General features: G+C 67.9%; 16 protein-coding genes. 6 read left to right on the top strand and 10 right to left on the bottom strand.

Going from position 1 to position 16001, the window contains the following annotated elements; translation table 11 throughout:
• Positions 1–184 precede the first annotated feature (184 nt).
• Entirely contained in the window at positions 185–1051 is an 867-nt protein-coding gene (locus CAL28_RS05465; protein WP_094840330.1) for an alpha/beta fold hydrolase, read from the top strand.
• On the opposite strand, the gene CAL28_RS05460 is transcribed toward CAL28_RS05465, so the two are convergent.
• The 8 genes from CAL28_RS05460 to fba form a co-directional block, all read right to left on the bottom strand.
• On the bottom strand, positions 999–2021 hold the full coding sequence (locus tag CAL28_RS05460; protein ID WP_094840329.1) for an amino acid ABC transporter substrate-binding protein: 1023 nt from the start codon (positions 2019–2021) through the stop codon (positions 999–1001). The genes CAL28_RS05465 and CAL28_RS05460 overlap by 53 nt on opposite strands.
• A 279-nt stretch (positions 2022–2300) precedes the next feature.
• Positions 2301–3338, bottom strand: a complete 1038-nt coding sequence (locus tag CAL28_RS05455) for an L-threonylcarbamoyladenylate synthase (RefSeq protein WP_094840328.1) — start codon at positions 3336–3338, stop codon at positions 2301–2303.
• A 16-nt stretch (positions 3339–3354) separates the two neighbouring features.
• Positions 3355–4521, bottom strand: a complete 1167-nt coding sequence (locus CAL28_RS05450) for a 5-(carboxyamino)imidazole ribonucleotide synthase (RefSeq protein ID WP_094840659.1) — start codon at positions 4519–4521, stop codon at positions 3355–3357.
• A gap of 131 nt (positions 4522–4652) precedes the next feature.
• On the bottom strand, positions 4653–5183 hold the full coding sequence (gene purE, locus CAL28_RS05445) for a 5-(carboxyamino)imidazole ribonucleotide mutase (protein WP_094840327.1): 531 nt from the start codon (positions 5181–5183) through the stop codon (positions 4653–4655).
• Between the two features lie 242 nt (positions 5184–5425).
• Positions 5426–6001 (bottom strand): disulfide bond formation protein B, encoded by a 576-nt coding sequence (locus CAL28_RS05440; protein ID WP_176463884.1) that lies wholly within the window; start codon positions 5999–6001, stop codon positions 5426–5428.
• Positions 6002–6011: 10 nt separating this feature from the next.
• Positions 6012–6164 (bottom strand): DUF5993 family protein, encoded by a 153-nt coding sequence (locus CAL28_RS29685; RefSeq protein ID WP_176463824.1) that lies wholly within the window; start codon positions 6162–6164, stop codon positions 6012–6014.
• A gap of 299 nt (positions 6165–6463) precedes the next feature.
• Positions 6464–7345: a phosphoribosylaminoimidazolesuccinocarboxamide synthase gene (locus tag CAL28_RS05435; protein WP_094840326.1), complete on the bottom strand. Its 882-nt coding sequence runs from the start codon at positions 7343–7345 to the stop codon at positions 6464–6466.
• A gap of 137 nt (positions 7346–7482) precedes the next feature.
• Positions 7483–8547 carry a class II fructose-bisphosphate aldolase gene (fba, locus tag CAL28_RS05430; RefSeq protein ID WP_094840325.1) on the bottom strand — a complete coding sequence of 355 codons (1065 nt, stop codon included), beginning with the start codon at positions 8545–8547 and terminating at the stop codon, positions 7483–7485.
• 263 nt (positions 8548–8810) lie between these two features.
• Between fba and CAL28_RS05425 the strand changes: the two genes are divergently transcribed.
• The gene (locus CAL28_RS05425) at positions 8811–9134 is read left to right on the top strand and encodes a hypothetical protein (protein WP_094840324.1); all 324 of its coding nucleotides are present in this window, start codon (positions 8811–8813) and stop codon (positions 9132–9134) included.
• A gap of 124 nt (positions 9135–9258) precedes the next feature.
• Positions 9259–9783 (top strand): hypothetical protein, encoded by a 525-nt coding sequence (locus tag CAL28_RS05420; protein WP_094840323.1) that lies wholly within the window; start codon positions 9259–9261, stop codon positions 9781–9783.
• A gap of 48 nt (positions 9784–9831) precedes the next feature.
• On the opposite strand, the gene CAL28_RS05415 is transcribed toward CAL28_RS05420, so the two are convergent.
• Entirely contained in the window at positions 9832–10266 is a 435-nt protein-coding gene (locus CAL28_RS05415) for a hypothetical protein (protein ID WP_094840322.1), read from the bottom strand.
• Between the two features lie 306 nt (positions 10267–10572).
• On the opposite strand from CAL28_RS05415, the gene CAL28_RS05410 reads away from it, so the two are divergent.
• From CAL28_RS05410 to CAL28_RS05400, 3 genes are read left to right on the top strand one after another with little or no spacing between them, the layout of a single operon-like run.
• The gene (locus CAL28_RS05410; RefSeq protein WP_254925994.1) at positions 10573–10989 is read left to right on the top strand and encodes a YfiR family protein; all 417 of its coding nucleotides are present in this window, start codon (positions 10573–10575) and stop codon (positions 10987–10989) included.
• On the top strand, positions 10986–12263 hold the full coding sequence (locus CAL28_RS05405; protein WP_094840320.1) for a diguanylate cyclase domain-containing protein: 1278 nt from the start codon (positions 10986–10988) through the stop codon (positions 12261–12263). The genes CAL28_RS05410 and CAL28_RS05405 overlap by 4 nt, the downstream gene beginning before the upstream one ends.
• A gap of 12 nt (positions 12264–12275) precedes the next feature.
• Positions 12276–12806 carry an OmpA family protein gene (locus CAL28_RS05400; RefSeq protein WP_254925993.1) on the top strand — a complete coding sequence of 177 codons (531 nt, stop codon included), beginning with the start codon at positions 12276–12278 and terminating at the stop codon, positions 12804–12806.
• A gap of 94 nt (positions 12807–12900) precedes the next feature.
• Here CAL28_RS05400 and CAL28_RS05395 read toward each other — a convergent pair whose 3' ends face one another.
• Positions 12901–15924 (bottom strand): hypothetical protein, encoded by a 3024-nt coding sequence (locus CAL28_RS05395; RefSeq protein ID WP_094840319.1) that lies wholly within the window; start codon positions 15922–15924, stop codon positions 12901–12903.
• Positions 15925–16001 lie beyond the last annotated feature (77 nt).

Raw genomic sequence — 16001 nt, 5'->3', positions numbered from 1 at the left:
CTTGCCGGCACAAGGCCTGGAGCAGGATAGTCGAATCCCGCGCGGCTTGCACGGCGGCGTCGCGCCGGGTGTACACGGCGCGGACCGCGGCGGGCCCACGCCGCTGCCGTGCGGGCCATCGATGCCGCCGGTCCGCTTGGCGCCGCAGCGGGACGTGAGCGAAAATCCCGCAACAGGAGGACATATGGATCAGGACCACCGGCCGGAGCCGGCCCGGGTTTGCGTGCAGGCCGGTGGCCGCGAGACGTGCCTGGAATACCGATGGATCGCGCCCGAACGCCGGGACGCGCCGCTCCTGGTCTTTCTTCATGAAGGGTTGGGATCGGTGGCCATGTGGAAGGACTGGCCCGCCCTCGCCTGCGCGACGGCAGGCTGCCGGGGTTTGCTCTATTCGCGGCCGGGATATGGCAAGTCCACGCCGCGGCCCGCCCACGAAAAGTGGGAACGCGGATACCTGCACGAACAGGCCCGCGATGTCCTGCCCGCGCTGCTGCATGCCCTGGGCGTGGACCCGCGGCGCGACCCGCCCTTCCTGTACGGGCACAGCGATGGCGGGTCGATCGCGCTACTGTACGCGGCGCACCATCCCGACGCCGTGGCGGGCGTGATCGCCGCTGCGCCGCACGTTTTCGTCGAGGATGTCACCGTGCGCGGTATCGACGAGGCGCGGCGGGCCTACCTGGAAAAGGACCTGCGCGCCCGGCTGGCGCCTTATCACGACGATCCGGATTCCGCGTTCTGGGGGTGGAACGACATCTGGCTGGATCCGGCATTCCGCGGCTGGAATATCGAAGCGGAATTACGGCAGATTCGCTGCCCCGTGCTGGCACTGCAAGGCACCGGGGACGAATACGCCAGCCTGGCGCAGATCGAAAGCATCGCCCGCTACGCCCCCCGCGCGACCATGCAGGTGCTGGCCGATTGCGGCCATACGCCTCACCGCGACCAGCCGGTCGCGGTGATGGCGGCCATCAAGGATTTCCTGTCGAGGAATCGGCTTAGCGTATCGGCCACGGATACATCGCCCCGCCCTGGTTCCACAGGGCATTGACGCCCCGCTTCAATCCCAGCTTGCTGCCGCTGCCCACGTTGCGCTCGAAGATTTCCCCATAGTTGCCGACCGCCTTGATGGCGTTGTAGGCCCACTTTTCGTCCAGGCCCATGTTCTTGCCCGCGCCGGGGGTCACGCCCAGGATGCGCAGCACGTTCGGGTTGCTGCTCTTGAGCATCTCGTCGACGTTCTTTTGCGTGATGCCGTATTCCTCGGCCTCCATCAGCGCGAAGAGGGTCCAGCGGACGATGCCCAGCCAATTTTCGTCGCCCTGCCGCACCATCGGCCCCAGTGGTTCCTTGGACAGGCGTTCGGGCAGAATCTCGTAATCGGCGGGGTTGGCCACCTGCGAGGCGCGCACGGCGGCCAGTTGGGAGGCATCGTCGGTAAAGGCATCGCAACGGCCGGACTCGAACGCGCGCACCACCTCGGTCACCTTGTCGATGACCACCGGCGTGAACTTGATGTTGTTGGCCCGGAACCAGTCGGACAGGTTCAGTTCGGTGGTGGTGCCGGGCTGCACGCAGATGGTCGCGCCGTCCAGCTCCTTGGCGCTCTTCACCTTCAGGGAATTGCGCACCAGGATGCCTTGCCCGTCATAGAAGCTGGCCGCCACCGCTGCCAGGCCCAGCGAGGTATCGCGGGTCTGCGTCAAGGTTACCGTGCGCAGGAGCACGTCGACTTCGCCGGACTGCAGCGCGGTAAAGCGCTGTTGCGTGGACAGGGCCGTGCCCTTGAACTTGCTGGCATCGCCCAGCGTCGCCGCCGCGATGGCGCGGCAGATGTCCACGTCCATGCCGGCCCACTCGCCTTTGCTGTCGGTGGCGCTGAAGCCGGTGACGCCGTCGCTCAGGCCGCATTGGACAAAGCCCTTCTTCTTGACCGCATCCAGTGTCGGACCGGCCACCGCGACATGCGCCGCACCCGCCAGCGCCAGGGCGCCGGCCGTCAGGGTAAGGAACTTCTTCATGGATGTTCTCCTTGTGCGCGGTTCGCCGGCCTTGTGGGCGCGGGCCACCGCATCGCCGGGCGAGCCGCCGGCCGGACCTGCATGTAGGCGGCGCAGCGTAAGCCGCGCCGGATGGCGCGGCAATTAGGTGGAACACTTAGCCCATGGGATGAGGCCCCGCCACGCAAGCGCGCGGTCCGCCACGTGCGAGTCGCCTGGGCGGACGTGCGGGGACGTGCGAGGGACGGCGAGGCGCACGGGATGAGGTGCCGGAGAACTGCTGGAGGACGTGGTCGACCGTCAGACTTCAAAAGCGGCGGCGGCCCGGCCGATGCGGTCGTTCACTGCAGCCCATTCCGGCGTGCGGGGTGGGGCCTCGACGAGAATCCGCGCATAACCCAGCCCGTCCAGTTCTCGCAGCAGGGCGTACAGCGCCTGCGCATACAGCGCCGGGTCGGCGGCCACCGGCTGCCACACCAGCCGGCTATCGATTTCCAGCGGACGCGGGGTATAGGCGACCGCGACCGTGCGGCCATCCGGCGGCAAGCCGATGCCCACGGCCGCCGCGTCCAGCTGTTCGCGGCTTACCAGTGCCAGCGGCGTGCGCGGCGCGTAGTGGGCGCGCAGCGTGCCGGACGCGCGCGGTGCGGCCGCATCGGGCAGCGCGGGAGCCGTGCCCAGTACGCGGGCGATATCGGTGGCGGATATGTGGCCGGGCCGCAGCAGTACCGGCCCGATTCCCTCGTCCACGCGCGACAGGTCCACAATGGTGGACTCGATGCCGACGGCGGAGGCGCCGCCCTGCAGCACCGGCATGCCGGCCGCGACTTCATCGGGGAATTCCGCGCGTACATGTTCCGCCCGCGTCGGCGATACATGGCCGAAGCGATTGGCGGACGGCCCGGCCACACCGCCCTGGCCGTTGGGATGCAGCCCGGCAAAGGCCCGCAGCAGCCGCTGCGCGACGGGATGCGAGGGGCAACGCACGCCCACGCTGTTCTGCCCGCCGCTGACGGCGGGGTCGATGTGCGGCGCGCGCTTCAGGATCAGCGTCAGCGGACCGGGCCAGAAGGCGTCGATCAGGGCGTGGGCCTGCGGGGGAATGTCGGCGGCCCAGTACGTCAGGTCCGCCCCGGGCGCCACGTGCACGATCACCGGATGATCCGAAGGCCTGCCCTTGGCGGCATAGATACGGCCCACCGCCAGCGGGTTCTCCGCGTCGCCGCCCAGGCCATAGACGGTTTCCGTGGGAAAGGCCACCAACTGGCCGCGCGCCAGCACGCGCGCGGCATGCGCGATCTGGGCATCGGTGGCTTCGTCTTCGGTCTCTGGCACCATGGCGGATCCGGGTGGGTCAGGGCGCGGGCATGCCCAGCACGGCCGCCACGCGGGCCGCATCGCGGCGCGCCTGCGACAGGGTGGACGCGACGATGGTGACATGGCCCATCTTGCGCCCGCGGCGCGCGTCGCGCTTGCCATACAAATGCAGCTTGGCGCTGGGCACCGCCAGTGCCGCGGCCCAGTCCGGCTCACGCTGGCGATCCGAGCCTGGTTCAAACCAGATGTCGCCCAGGATATTCAGCATGACGGCCGGCGCCAGCAGGTCGGTACCGCCCAGCGGCAACCCGGCCATCGCGCGCGCCTGCTGTTCGAACTGGCTGGTAAGGCAGGCGTCGATGGTGTAGTGGCCGCTGTTGTGCGGACGCGGCGCGATTTCGTTGACCAAAAGCGAACCGTCGCGCAGCACGAAGAATTCGACGCACAGCACGCCGTGGTAATCCAGGCCCGCGGCAATGCGCAGGGCGGCGTCGCCGGCGGCACGCTCGAGCGCCGCGTCGGGACCGGACAGGGCTGCGCGGTCCACGGTGGAGACGGCCAGGATGCCGTCGCGATGCACGTTGCGGGCCACCGGGAACATCACCGTCGCGCCATCGAAGCCTCGCGCGATCACCACCGAAATTTCGTGGTCCAGGGGCATCAGGGCTTCCAGCACGCACGGGACGCGGCCGAACGCCTCGAAGGCGGCCAGCGCCTCGTCGCGGGTCTGCACCCGCGCCTGGCCCTTGCCGTCATAGCCCAGGCGCGCCACCTTGAGGATGCCGGGAAACAACGTCTGCGGCGCGGCGCGCAGGTCGTCGTCCTGGCGTACGGCCGCGTGCGGGGCCACCGGAATCCCTTGGCCGGCGATGAAGGTCTTTTCCGCGATGCGATCCTGAACCACGGCCACGGCATCGGCGGAGGGACTGACGCGGCAGCGCGCCGACAGCGCGCGCAGGCTATCGGCCGGGACGTTCTCGAACTCCGTCGTCACTGCGCGGCAGGTGCGCGCGAGCTCGTCCAGGCCGGCCGGGTCGTCATAGCCCGCGTGGATATGGCGATCCGCCACCATCGCGGCCGGGCCGTCGGCCGCCGGATCCAGGACGGCGACCTTGTAGCCCAGGCTTTGCGCCGCGTGGCAGAACATCCGGCCCAGTTGCCCGCCGCCCAGCAGACCGAGCCAGCCGCCCGGCTCGACGATCATGCCGTGGGCCGGCGCCGGTTTGCCGCCGGGGGCCGGCGCCGGGGGCGTGCCGCCGTGCGAGGACGATGCGGCGCCAGCGGCGGCTGCGGAAGATACCGGCGTATCGCCAGCCTGGGAGGACACGCGGGTATTCATGCCTGGGCTCCTGCCGGCGGCAGTTGCATATCGCGGGCGGCCTGCGTCTGGCGGGCGCGGAAGTCCGCCAGCTTGGCATGCAGGCGGTCATCGGTGGTCGCCAGATTGGCGATGACATGCAGGGCCGCATTCGCGGCGCCGGCCTCGCCGATCGCGAACGTGGCCACCGGGACCCCCTTGGGCATCTGCACGATGGAAAGCAGGGAGTCCTCGCCACGCAGGTACTTGGACGGCACGGGCACGCCGAACACGGGAACGTCGGTCAACGCCGCCATCATGCCGGGCAGATGCGCCGCCCCGCCCGCGCCGGCGATGATCGCGCGCAGGCCGCGGCCGCGTGCGGCCGCGCCGTATTCCGCCATATCCAGCGGCATGCGGTGCGCGGAAATCACACGTGCCTCGCAGGCGACGCCGAAATCGTCCAGCATGGCCACGGCATGCTTCATGACTTCCCAGTCGCTGGAGGAACCCATGATGACCCCGACCAGGGGCGTCGAGGCGGGCGAGGAGGTGGATTTGGCTGTCATAACAAGGCAGTGGGACTAAGCGATGGAACGTTGCGGCGCGGCGGCGCGCCGCCGCCAATGGTGCGGCCCGGTCGCGCGGGAACGGGCCGGCGAAACAGGGGAAACCGTCGATTTTACCCGGGCCCCGGCACGCCGTCCCGCGACCGCGCGTGAGGGACCGCGCGCGGGAAGCGCGGCGCGCCGGACGGGACACGCGCCGCCACGCCGGGCACCGGACGTGGGTGCCGCCGATTCGCCGACGCTCAGCTCCCCGAAAAGGGAGCCAGCCATTCGTAGGAGGTGGGATTGTCCGCGCACGGCCCGAAGCCGCATTCCAGCGTCGTACTGGCGGCGTTGACCAGCACGACCAGGAAGAAAGACCACATGATGACCCCGCCGATGATGCCGGCGCGACGCGGCGCGCTGTTGTCGCCGGCCCGGCGGTCCAGTGCCAGCATGACAGCGCAGTAACCGATCAGGGCGACGAAGGCGATCAGGGCCCAGGTATAGAAATGCAGGTCCAGCAAGGTCGAACCATAGCCGGGATCGCCGGGCGCCTGGTGCAGCAGCAGCTGGCGCGCCGAGACCACGATACCGGCCAGCGCGGCGGCGATCACCATGGCGTAATGCGCCGGCGAGGCGCCGAAGCGCAGGTTCAGCAGCAGCCCGGCGCCGGCCAGCACGAAGGCCAGGCGCTGCAGCAGGCAAAGCGGGCAAGGCAATTCGTTGAAGACGATCTGCCAGGCGAAGGCCAGGGCCAGCGCGGCCGTGATCGCCAGCAGCGCCAGGGCATTCAGGAAAGTGGACGCGGGATGAGAGGAGCGGGAAGCGAATTGCACGGCCTGCCTCTCAGAGCATCAGCCGCAGGGCGTCGGTCATGTGATAGCGCGCCCAGACCGCGAAAACGATCAGGGTCAATACCCACAACGTGAAGCAGGCCTCGCGCCTGCCCCGCAGCCCGAACCACACCGCCAGCATGCCGAGAACAAACGGCAGCATCATGACCATTTCAGCCCCTCCCCTTTCCCGCCGGCCGCCCCGGAATCAAGCGGCCCCGGCAAGGGCCGCCGGTCGATGTGGCCGACCGGCAATGAGGGCGCCCGTCACCCCCTCTGGGCGCGGTTGCGCGGCACTATATATGATCCTTGCCCGAAAGACGACTACGGGAGAGACCCACCCCCGAAGCGCTACGCGCTTCCCCCTCAAGGGGGCGGCGCCAGAGGACCGGCGGAGCCGGATCCTCGGCGTCCCGGGTCGGGAGAGACCTGTTTGATGCGGACGCGGTGGCGCTGTTGGCGGCTTTATTGGGTCAGGCGGTCGAGGGCCTCGCGGTACTTTTCCGCGGTCTTGCGGATCACGTCGGCGGGCAGGCGCGGCGCCGGCGGCGTCTTGTCCCAGGGCTGGGTTTCCAGCCAGTCGCGCACGAATTGCTTGTCGAACGACGGCGGGCTGATGCCGACGCGGTAGCTGTCGGCCGGCCAGAACCGCGAGGAGTCCGGCGTCAGGACTTCGTCCATCAGGTGCAGCGTGCCATTGTCGTCCAGGCCGAACTCGAACTTGGTATCGGCGATGATGATGCCCTTGGTGGTCGCGAAGGCGGACGCTTCGCGGTACAGCGCCAGGGTCACCTCGCGGATGCGTTCGGCCATGGCCTGGCCGACCTCGCGCACCACGTGATCGAAGTCGACGTTTTCGTCGTGCGTGCCGAATTCGGCCTTGGCCGCCGGCGTGAAGATGGGCTGCGGCAGTTTTTCCGCCTGGCGCAGGCCCGCCGGCAAGGCGATACCGCAAACGGCGCCCGTGGCCTGGTAGTCCTTCCATCCCGACCCGATCAGGTAGCCGCGCGCCACCGCCTCGACGAGGATGGGCTTGAGCCGCTTCACCACCACCGCCCTGCCCCGGACCTGCTCGACTTCATCGGGCGCCACTACGTCTTCGGGCGCGATGCCCGTGGAATGGTTGGGGATGAGGTGGGCCAGCCTGGACAGCCAGAACTCCGTCAGGGCGGTCAATACCTGCCCCTTGCCGGGAATGGGATCGTCGAGAATGACGTCGAACGCGGAGATACGGTCCGTCGCGACGATAAGCAGCTTGTCGTCGCCGACAGCGTACATGTCGCGCACCTTGCCGCGCCCGAGCAGGGGCAGGGACCGGATACTGGATTGATGCAGGGCTGATGTCACGGGAGGCCTATGGCGGAAATAAACATTCCCGCGGGACGCTGGGTCCGGCGGGAATGTCCGATGGAACGAAATGCCGGCGGATGCGCGCAGTTTACTGCACGGCGGGGGCCGGCTTTACTGAACGACCCGGGCGGGCCTTACTGAACGACCTGCGCCAGTTGGCCTCCCGCGTATTGCCGGGCGATTTCCTGCAGCGGCACGACCTTGATCTTGCTGGCGTTGCCGGCCGTTCCGAATTCCGTGTAGCGCTGCACACAGATCGCCTTGGCGGCCGCGCGGGCGGGCTTCAGGTATTCGCGCGGGTCGAACTTGGAAGGATTCTCGGCGAAAAAGCGGCGGATGGCGCCGGTCATGGCCAGGCGGATATCGGTATCGATATTCACCTTGCGCACGCCGTACTTGATGGCTTCCTGGATTTCCTCGACGGGCACGCCGTAGGTTTCCTTCATGTCGCCGCCGAATTCGCGGATTTCCGCCAGCAGCTCCTGCGGCACGCTGGAACTGCCGTGCATGACCAGGTGGGTGTTGGGCAGCCGGCGGTGGATTTCCTTGATGCGGGAAATCGACAGGATGTCGCCGGTGGGCTTGCGGGTGAACTTGTAGGCGCCGTGACTGGTGCCGATGGCGATGGCCAGCGCGTCCAGCTGCGTCTTGCGCACGAAATCGGCGGCCTGTTCCGGATCGGTCAGCAGCTGTTCGCGCGTCATGGTGCCTTCGGCGCCATGGCCGTCTTCCTTGTCGCCCATCATGGTTTCCAGCGAACCCAGGCAGCCCAGTTCGCCTTCCACCGTCACGCCCACCTTGTGCGCCATGTCGACGACCTTGCGGGTGACTTCGACGTTGTAGTCGTAGTCGGCAACGGTCTTGCCGTCTTCCTTCAGGGAGCCATCCATCATGACGCTGGAAAAACCCAGGTCGATCGCGCCCTGGCAAACCTTGGGCGACTGGCCGTGGTCCTGGTGCATCACCACCGGAATATGGGGATAGGATTCGACGGCGGCCTGGATCAGGTACTTCAGGAAGCCCTCGCCCGCGTATTTGCGCGCGCCGGCGGAGGCTTGCATGATCACCGGGCTGTCGGTTTCGTCGGCGGCCTCCATGATGGCCTGGACCTGCTCCAGATTATTGACGTTGAACGCCGGAATGCCGTAGCCATTTTCGGCGGCGTGGTCGAGCAGCTGGCGCATGGATACTAGGGCCATGGTGGTCCTCCTGATAGGTGATGATCGAGTAATGTGAATTTCTGGAACCGGGCGATTTTAACGGGGCTGAAAGGAAAGTTCTTGGGAAGGAGGAACTAGCCCAAGCGCGCGATTGTTTCCGGGCATTACGCCTGCCCGGTCCGGTCGAACCATCCGCGGGCGGTCCTGTCCCAGGCCCTGTTAAGCTCCCATCGCGTCCGGACGCCCCCGGGCCGACGGCCCTGCAAAGCCGGACTGGTGCCGGCATATCGACGAGGACAGCAATGAAATCACGCGCGACATTCGCATTCGTTTCCGCCCTGATGGGCGCGGCCGCCGCGACGGCTTCGGCCCAGACCACCCAGGAGATGCAGTTTCCCGGCCACGACGGCAGCCTGTCGCCACCGTCCACCCTGCGCATGACGGTCACCCCCCAGGCGCCGGCCGTGCCGCCGCCGCCCCCCGTGCGCGACACCCCGGAAAGCGTGCGCTTGTATACCCAGTGCCGCAACGACGCCGACCGCGAGGCCACATCGGCGGAAAAAATGCGCGAAGCGGTCGGGCAATGCCTCGATCAGCTGAACCAGCGCCGCGCCCAGGGCCAATAGCGCGCCGTCCCGGTTCGGCGCGGCGGCGGGGTCACGGGATGATCCCAACCGGGCCGATCCCGGGTACACTCCCGCGCGTTCGCCGGGGATCGCTCCCGGCCGGGTTTGGGCCTTTTTTTACGCCATGACGCAGAACTTAACATCCGCCCCGCCGACCATTTTCCTGTACACCGAGGAAAAACGCGGCAACCAGTGGGTCGAATCCGTCGTCGTCGGACAGCTCGGCGATTTTTCCGGCTCGGAGAAATTCATCGTCGTCCAGGATCCGCACACGGGTATCAACTTCGTCTACCGCATCGACACGATGAGCAACAATCTGGATGCGGTATCCATGACCAGCCTGACGGAGGCCGACTTCGCCGCGCGCAAGACTACGACCATCGGCGGCGCCACGTTCAAGCTGGGGCCCGCCGAAGACGCCATCAGGCTGCTGCGGGGCAAGGGGCAATGGATACAGGACAAAGGGGCGATCCTTTCCGTCCTGCTGCAGGGGGCCGCGACCAAGAAAGTGGGCTTCGTCAGCCCGCGCATCCGGCGAGAGCGCGTGACCCAGGTGGGCCCCGGCGTACCGGTGGAATACCTGCGCGACCGCGTTGCCCGCGACGAAGCGCCCGCCGACGCGGCCGCCCCGGCCGATCCCGCCGCCTGACGGATGTCCCGCCCGCCCGGGCCGCCACGCCCGGCTACGTGCACCGGCCTAGTCGTTGAGCGTGCAGGCGACCGCCTCGCCCCCTTCGAACTCGACGTCGTACGTGTGCTCGTCATCCCACGGCACCGTGAACCACAGTTCGAAGTCCTCGCAGCTTTCGTCGAACAGCCACAGCGCGCGCAGCACGGCGACTTCGGCCATGGCCTCCGGCGTTTCGCTTCGGGGCAGGCGCGCCGGGTCCATGCCCATTTTTTCGCACTCATCGGGCGAATAATGCTCGAGCAGCAGATCGGCCGCCTCCAGCACCTTGTCGTTCAGTAGGTCGAGCAGAGCCAGCAGCGCTTGCTGGCACTCGCGCGAGGGCATTTCGCCGTCCGTCTGCACCATGACATGAATGGGCGGACGGTCGACCGCGTACATAACGTTTTCCACCGCCCAGAGCTCCGGTTCTTCGGGGTCCTGGCTGAATGTGAGCTGCGCCATCAAGGTTCTCCAGCGGAAGTGAACGGCCGGAGGCCATGGTAACGCGTCATGTCTTTTGGAGCGACGGCCGGAAAAGCCCCCACCCGCGCGGCTGTGCGATTTGCTGACGGGACTTCACAAAAACTAACGAAACTCATCTACACTGCCCGCTTCTTCCCCGGACCTTGCCTCCCCGCTCCCATGATAGGCCGCCACGCATGGCGCTTCTGGTTGCCTGCGCTGTTGGCCATCGCCCAGGCGTCCGCCAGCCCTATCCCCGCCCCCGACGGCCGTGCCGCGAGCGCCGCCGCAGTCGGACAGGTCGTCATGGGAATTCTCAGTTACACGCGCTGGCCCCAGCAGCCCGAGCCCATCCGCCTCTGCGTCACGGGCGAACCGGCCTACGCGGCCGGCCTGCTCGATGACGAGGCGCGGCCGTCCACCCCGGCGGCCGTCGCAAGGGCGGTCGCGCCCGGCGATCCCTCGCTGGCGCAGGATTGCGACGCGGTGTACCTGGGCGGACTGTCGGAAAAGGCGCAGCGCCAGGTATTGCAACGCCTCGTCGGCCGCCCGGTGGTAAGCATCATCGAAGATGATGCCGAATGCGCCGTCGGTGGCATGTTCTGCCTGGATATCCAGCCCGACCGGGTCGGCTTCCAGGTCAACCTCGATTCCGTCGCACGCAGCGGTGTTCGCATACACCCCGCCGTGCTGCAGCTTTCGCGTCGCAGGCCACCACCATGAAGAACGCGCGCTCCGAATCAAACCGCCCCAGCCTGGGCCAGGCGCTGCGCCGGCTGTACCTGACCGTCACCTTGTTCGCGGTGGGCATGGCCGGCATCGTCGTCACCGTGATGGGACTGGTGGCGCTACGGGCCTATACCGATCATCACCAGCAGCTCATTGCCCGGTCCATCGTCTACACCGTGGAGGCCGCCACCGTATTCCACGATCGCCAGGCCGCGATGGAAGCGCTGGCCGCTATCGCGGCCAAGGAAGACGTAGCGGCCGCTACCGTATTCGACAGCCGCAACGAGATCCTGGCGGACTGGCATCGCTCGCCGCGCGAGCGCTTCGCCTGGGCACGGCAGCAGGTCGCGAGGATGGTCAATCCGCCTCCCGTCTTCCTGCCGATCACGCATCAGGGACAGACGATCGGCCGCCTGCTGCTGGTCGGCCGCGGCGGCAATCTGTTCGATTTCCTGCTGAAAGGCCTGGCCGGGGTGGTCGGCTGCGTCCTCGTCAGCGGACTGGTCGCGAGCTGGCTGTCGCGGCGTGCCTCGCGCGAAATCGTGCGGCCGCTGCGTACCCTGGCCGAGGTGGCCCATGCCGTGCGCAACGAGCGCGCCTTCGCGCGGCGTGTGCCGCCAGCCCGCATTCGCGAACTGCATGCGCTGGGCGAGGACTTCAACGCCCTGCTCGACGAACTGGAAGCATGGCAGACGCAGTGGCAGCATGAAAACGCGTCGCTGGCGCACAAGGCCGCGCACGACAGCCTGACAGGCCTGCCCAATCGCGCGCACTTCGAGGAACAGCTGGACCGCGCCATCCACGACGCCGCCGTGCTTAACCGGCGCGTGGCAATCATGTTCCTGGACAGCGACCGCTTCAAGGAAATCAATGACGGCATGGGGCACGCGGCCGGCGACGCCGTTCTGATCAATATCGCCGCCCGCGTGCGGGGCCAGCTGCGCGAAGGCGATGTCGTCGCCCGCCTGGGCGGAGACGAGTTCGCCGTCATGCTTTCGCCCCTGCGCGAGCTGAGCGACGCGCAGCGCATCGCCGACGACATCCTGTTGGGCATGCGCGCGCCGATCCGCCTGCCCAACGGCGAGGACATCGTTTGCTCTCTGAGCATCGGCATCGCGGTCTTTCCGGACCATGCCGACAACGCCGCAGATCTGTTCGATGTCGCCGACAGCGCGATGTATCACGCCAAGCGCCGGGGTGGCGGCACGCAATCGACGGCGGGTCGCCGCGGACGTTCCGCGCGCGAAATCTATAACGCCTACAACTAGAGGAGTTCGTCCGTGTCCGCAATCCATCCATCCGCTCTCGGCCGGTTTCACACCCGCGCTGCCGCGTATCTGCGCCGGATCCTGTGGCTGACCTGCGCGGCGCTGCTGCTGGCCGGCTGCCAGACCGTGCCGCAGGGGCTGACGCCGGCGCAGATCGCGGTGCTGAAGCAGGAAGGCTTCAAGCAGACCGACGAGGGCTGGGAACTGGGATTGTCCGACAAGGTGTTGTTCGACTTCGACGCCTATGTCGTCAAGCCCGAGGCCCGCGACAATATCCAGCGCCTGACCGGTAATCTGCTGCGCGTCGGAATCGAACACATGCGGCTGGATGGACATACCGACAACGTGGGCGCGGCCGACTACAACCAGCAATTGTCCCTGCGGCGCGCGCAGGCCGTTGCCGACGTCGTGCAGGCCGCCGGCATGCCCGCCGCCAATGTCGGTGTGCGCGGCCTGGGCGCGAGCCGCCCCATCGCCGACAACGGGACTGCCGCGGGCCGCGCGGAAAACCGCCGCGTCGCCATCGTCATCACGGCGGCGTAAGCCCGCCCGATCGCGGTTCCCCGCCCCGCCCGCGCCCCCGCCTGCCGCTGAAGCGAGACTGCGCGCGCCGGGGCCTGGCAAGGCGCCGCGCGGGTCAGGCGGCCGCCCACCGCTGGATGCGCAAGGCCATCCGGGCGACGAATCCGGGCCGTGACATGTGCCGCTCGATGTGCAAGCGCAGCCATTGGTCCACCTCGGCCTCCCACGCGAGCGAGGCATGCGCCGGCGCCGCCGGCTTGGACATGGCGGCCATGCTCCGCATGGCACCCGAAGCCGCGGCGCGCGCCAGGCGCCTCCGGATGCGGTCTTCTATGCATGGCCCGATCCTGCCATCGAGCAGGATGGCGCGATAGGCGGCGACCGTGTCCGCATATCCCTCCTGCCCCGCGGCCGGCAGTCCCGCCGCGCCGGATATGTCCTTGGCGACCAGCAGCTCCGGCAAGACATGCGCGATCGCCGACAGGATCTTCGGATCGACCACCAGGGCATGGAATGCCGCGACCACGCGGGTATGCCCCGCGGCCACTGCCTTGGCAACCCCCGCGGGCTCGCCCACGGACCTGGCCTGCAGCAGTCCTGGCAGGCTGCGTGCGATGACGGGCAGAAGCGCCTCATCGACCAGCATCGCGTGGTAGGACGCCACGGCTTGCGCGTGCCCCTTCTGCATGGCCAACGCCAGGCCCGGCGCTCCCCACGAGCCTTGCGCCAGCAGCGCTTTGGGCAGTACATGCCGGATGAACGGCAACAAGGCGGGATCGGCGACGAAGGCATGGTATGCGTCGATGGCGGCCGCATGGCCCTGCTCCAATGCGCTATGCAATGCCGTGACCTGGCCCAGGGGATCCTTGCCGGTCACCAGGGCGGGAAGGCTGTCCTTCATGCATTCCAGGATGGCCGGCTGAACCAGGACGCGGCGGTACGCGTCGAGGGCCCCGGCCTGCCCCTTGCTCATCGCCCACCATAGGACGGATTGATAATATTTGCGGGCACCTGGGCGCTCGCTTGCGGTGCGAATCCCGAGCAGCGTGGGCATATCCTCCCGGATTTCCGGGAAGAGGGCGGGATCGAGCAGCATGCTGCCGTAGGCCAGGATGGCGGCCGCGCTACCGCCGTCCATGGCGTAGATCAGCGGGCTCCCGACCTGCAGCGTACGGCCGAAACGCGTACCGGTGCCCGCCAGCAGGCAGAGCAGCCTGCGACGGATCTTTGGCAGGAGGACCGGATCGGTCAGCATGGCGCGATACGCCTCGACCGCTCCGGCACGGTCGCGATGCATGGCGGCGACCAGGGCTGGAGTGCTGCCCTTGCAGTCGGCGATCAACAGGTCGTGCAATACCGCGCCGACAGCGGGCAACACGGCCGGGGAGCACAGCAGGCGATGCCATGCGCCGATACCCGCCACGTTGTCCGCCACCATGGCGTCGTACAGCATCGGCGTATCGTGGTTGCCGCACAGCAGGCGGTAGAGCTGCTGGCTTTTCCGCTGCGTGGGCGCGGCGCCGCCCCACCCTTGCTCCGCGAGCAGGCGCGCCGCATCGATGGCTGCCGCGTTGCGCTGGGCCATCCAGCGCTGCAAGCGGGTCGCTCCGCCCGGCCGGGAAACCTCGCTCAGCAGCGCATACATATCGGTGTACCAGCAGGACGCCAGCACGAAGCCCGCATTGCCCATGTGCATCACGCCGTCGATCAGCGCGGCCCGCTCGCCGACCGGGAAATGATCGCGAAAATGGCCGATATTGCGATTCAGATATCGGCACGCCTCGTCATTGCCCAGGCGCACCAGCAGGAGCAGCAGGGTATCGGTATCGGTCAGGCATTCGGCCGGGGTATCGACAAGCTCCCGGGGATCGTCGGCGCGGATGGCGGCCCGTACCTCGACCGGAGAAACGTCGGCTGCGTCCGGCCGGCGCGCCTGCCGCCACCTGCGCAGATCGGCGATCGTCAGGGGATCCGGACTCTTCCAGCGTGCCATAGCTGTCTCTGCCTCCGATGTCTGCCAGGCGAGCTTGCCATAGGAGAGCGCCACGGCGCGCTGGCCACGCTCGTCATGCCATTCCGCCCGCTGGACCGGGATGTCGTCCATCAGTCCCTCGGCGTGGATGGCGTCGAGCAGCGCGACGGCGATGAGCGTGGCGTCGGTCCGCAGCCTGTAGCGTTCGCCGAACTCGTCCAGTTGCACGAAAGCGTGCAAGGTCAGGCGCTCGGCGCCCAGGCCCAGGTCCAGCAGGATATCGTCCAGCGCGGCTTCGAACCACGCCGGAATGCCCTGGCCGTGCTGCGCGTGCCGCAGTTCCGGCGGCGCGGCGTTCCTGAAGGCGGACAGGCATTGGTCGGCGAGCAGGCTGGCCAGGTTGTCGGGCGTGATGGACTCCAGGACCAGGGTCCGGCAGGCATCGACAAAGGCCGGGTCCTCGGCGCGCAGCGCCGGGGCGCGTGGATCGGAGACGGGCTCCAGGCCGATCTCGGCGGCCAGCGCATTCCAGGCGGCGTTGACGTAGTGGATTTCATAGTCGGTATAGCCTTTGCGCCGCCCGAATTTCTCGTGTACCGCTTCCTGCAGTACACCGCGCGTGCAGTCTTCCTTCATCTTCCAGAACCGGGCCTTAATGCCGCCCGCCGACATCAGCAGCCCGCGCTGCGTGGCGATCAGGTTGGACAGCGTGCCGCCTTCGCACACGTCCAGGCTTCCGGAGAGGTTCACCGCCGCGCTTATCCTGATGTGCAGCGGGATGGCGCCATCGCGCAGCAGCGCATCTATGCTTTCCAATGCCCGCTTGCCCGAGCCATCGATCAATTCGGCGTAGCACTCCTGGTACGGTGCATTGAAGCGCCGGCGAAACAGGCAGTTGTAGCCATCGGCGATCTTTCGTGCCTGCTCCAGCGACTTGCCCTGCGCCGCGAATTCGGCCAGGGTATCCAGCAAAACGCGCATTTCATCGCGGTACCGCTCGAAAAGCGGGCCGGCGCAGAAGGCCCTGTTCGAGCCATGCTGCTCGCGGCTATAGCTGATGCCGGCGCAGGGCACGGCCTGCGTGCCCTGCGCCGAAACATCCTCTTGCCGGTAAGGTAGGAAAAACTCAGGTCGAAAACCGGCTGCGCCGGTCGCGCACGCGTACATGGGCATCTCCCGCAAAACGCCTTATGTGGCGCTTGCGCGGGATCGTTCCGGACGCATCGCGGCCCGTGTTCCGCCGG

This window comes from Bordetella genomosp. 11, assembly GCF_002261215.1.
Lineage (GTDB): Bacteria > Pseudomonadota > Gammaproteobacteria > Burkholderiales > Burkholderiaceae_B > Bordetella_C.
This window is presented reverse-complemented; position numbering and strand designations above follow the sequence as displayed.

What these genes read in the sequence shown, in the direction of transcription:
- CAL28_RS05405 (WP_094840320.1), top strand. Translation starts at nt 10,986, where the DNA reads ATGAAGAACGCGCGCTCCGAATCAAACCGCCCCAGCCTGGGCCAGGCG.
- CAL28_RS05465 (WP_094840330.1), top strand. Translation starts at nt 185, where the DNA reads ATGGATCAGGACCACCGGCCGGAGCCGGCCCGGGTTTGCGTGCAGGCC.
- fba (WP_094840325.1), bottom strand. Translation starts at nt 8,547, where the DNA reads ATGGCCCTAGTATCCATGCGCCAGCTGCTCGACCACGCCGCCGAAAAT.
- CAL28_RS05410 (WP_254925994.1), top strand. Translation starts at nt 10,573, where the DNA reads ATGGGAATTCTCAGTTACACGCGCTGGCCCCAGCAGCCCGAGCCCATC.
- CAL28_RS05420 (WP_094840323.1), top strand. Translation starts at nt 9,259, where the DNA reads ATGACGCAGAACTTAACATCCGCCCCGCCGACCATTTTCCTGTACACC.
- CAL28_RS29685 (WP_176463824.1), bottom strand. Translation starts at nt 6,164, where the DNA reads ATGATGCTGCCGTTTGTTCTCGGCATGCTGGCGGTGTGGTTCGGGCTG.
- CAL28_RS05455 (WP_094840328.1), bottom strand. Translation starts at nt 3,338, where the DNA reads ATGGTGCCAGAGACCGAAGACGAAGCCACCGATGCCCAGATCGCGCAT.
- CAL28_RS05415 (WP_094840322.1), bottom strand. Translation starts at nt 10,266, where the DNA reads ATGGCGCAGCTCACATTCAGCCAGGACCCCGAAGAACCGGAGCTCTGG.
- CAL28_RS05450 (WP_094840659.1), bottom strand. Translation starts at nt 4,521, where the DNA reads ATGATCGTCGAGCCGGGCGGCTGGCTCGGTCTGCTGGGCGGCGGGCAA.
- CAL28_RS05460 (WP_094840329.1), bottom strand. Translation starts at nt 2,021, where the DNA reads ATGAAGAAGTTCCTTACCCTGACGGCCGGCGCCCTGGCGCTGGCGGGT.
- CAL28_RS05425 (WP_094840324.1), top strand. Translation starts at nt 8,811, where the DNA reads ATGAAATCACGCGCGACATTCGCATTCGTTTCCGCCCTGATGGGCGCG.
- CAL28_RS05395 (WP_094840319.1), bottom strand. Translation starts at nt 15,924, where the DNA reads ATGTACGCGTGCGCGACCGGCGCAGCCGGTTTTCGACCTGAGTTTTTC.
- purE (WP_094840327.1), bottom strand. Translation starts at nt 5,183, where the DNA reads ATGACAGCCAAATCCACCTCCTCGCCCGCCTCGACGCCCCTGGTCGGG.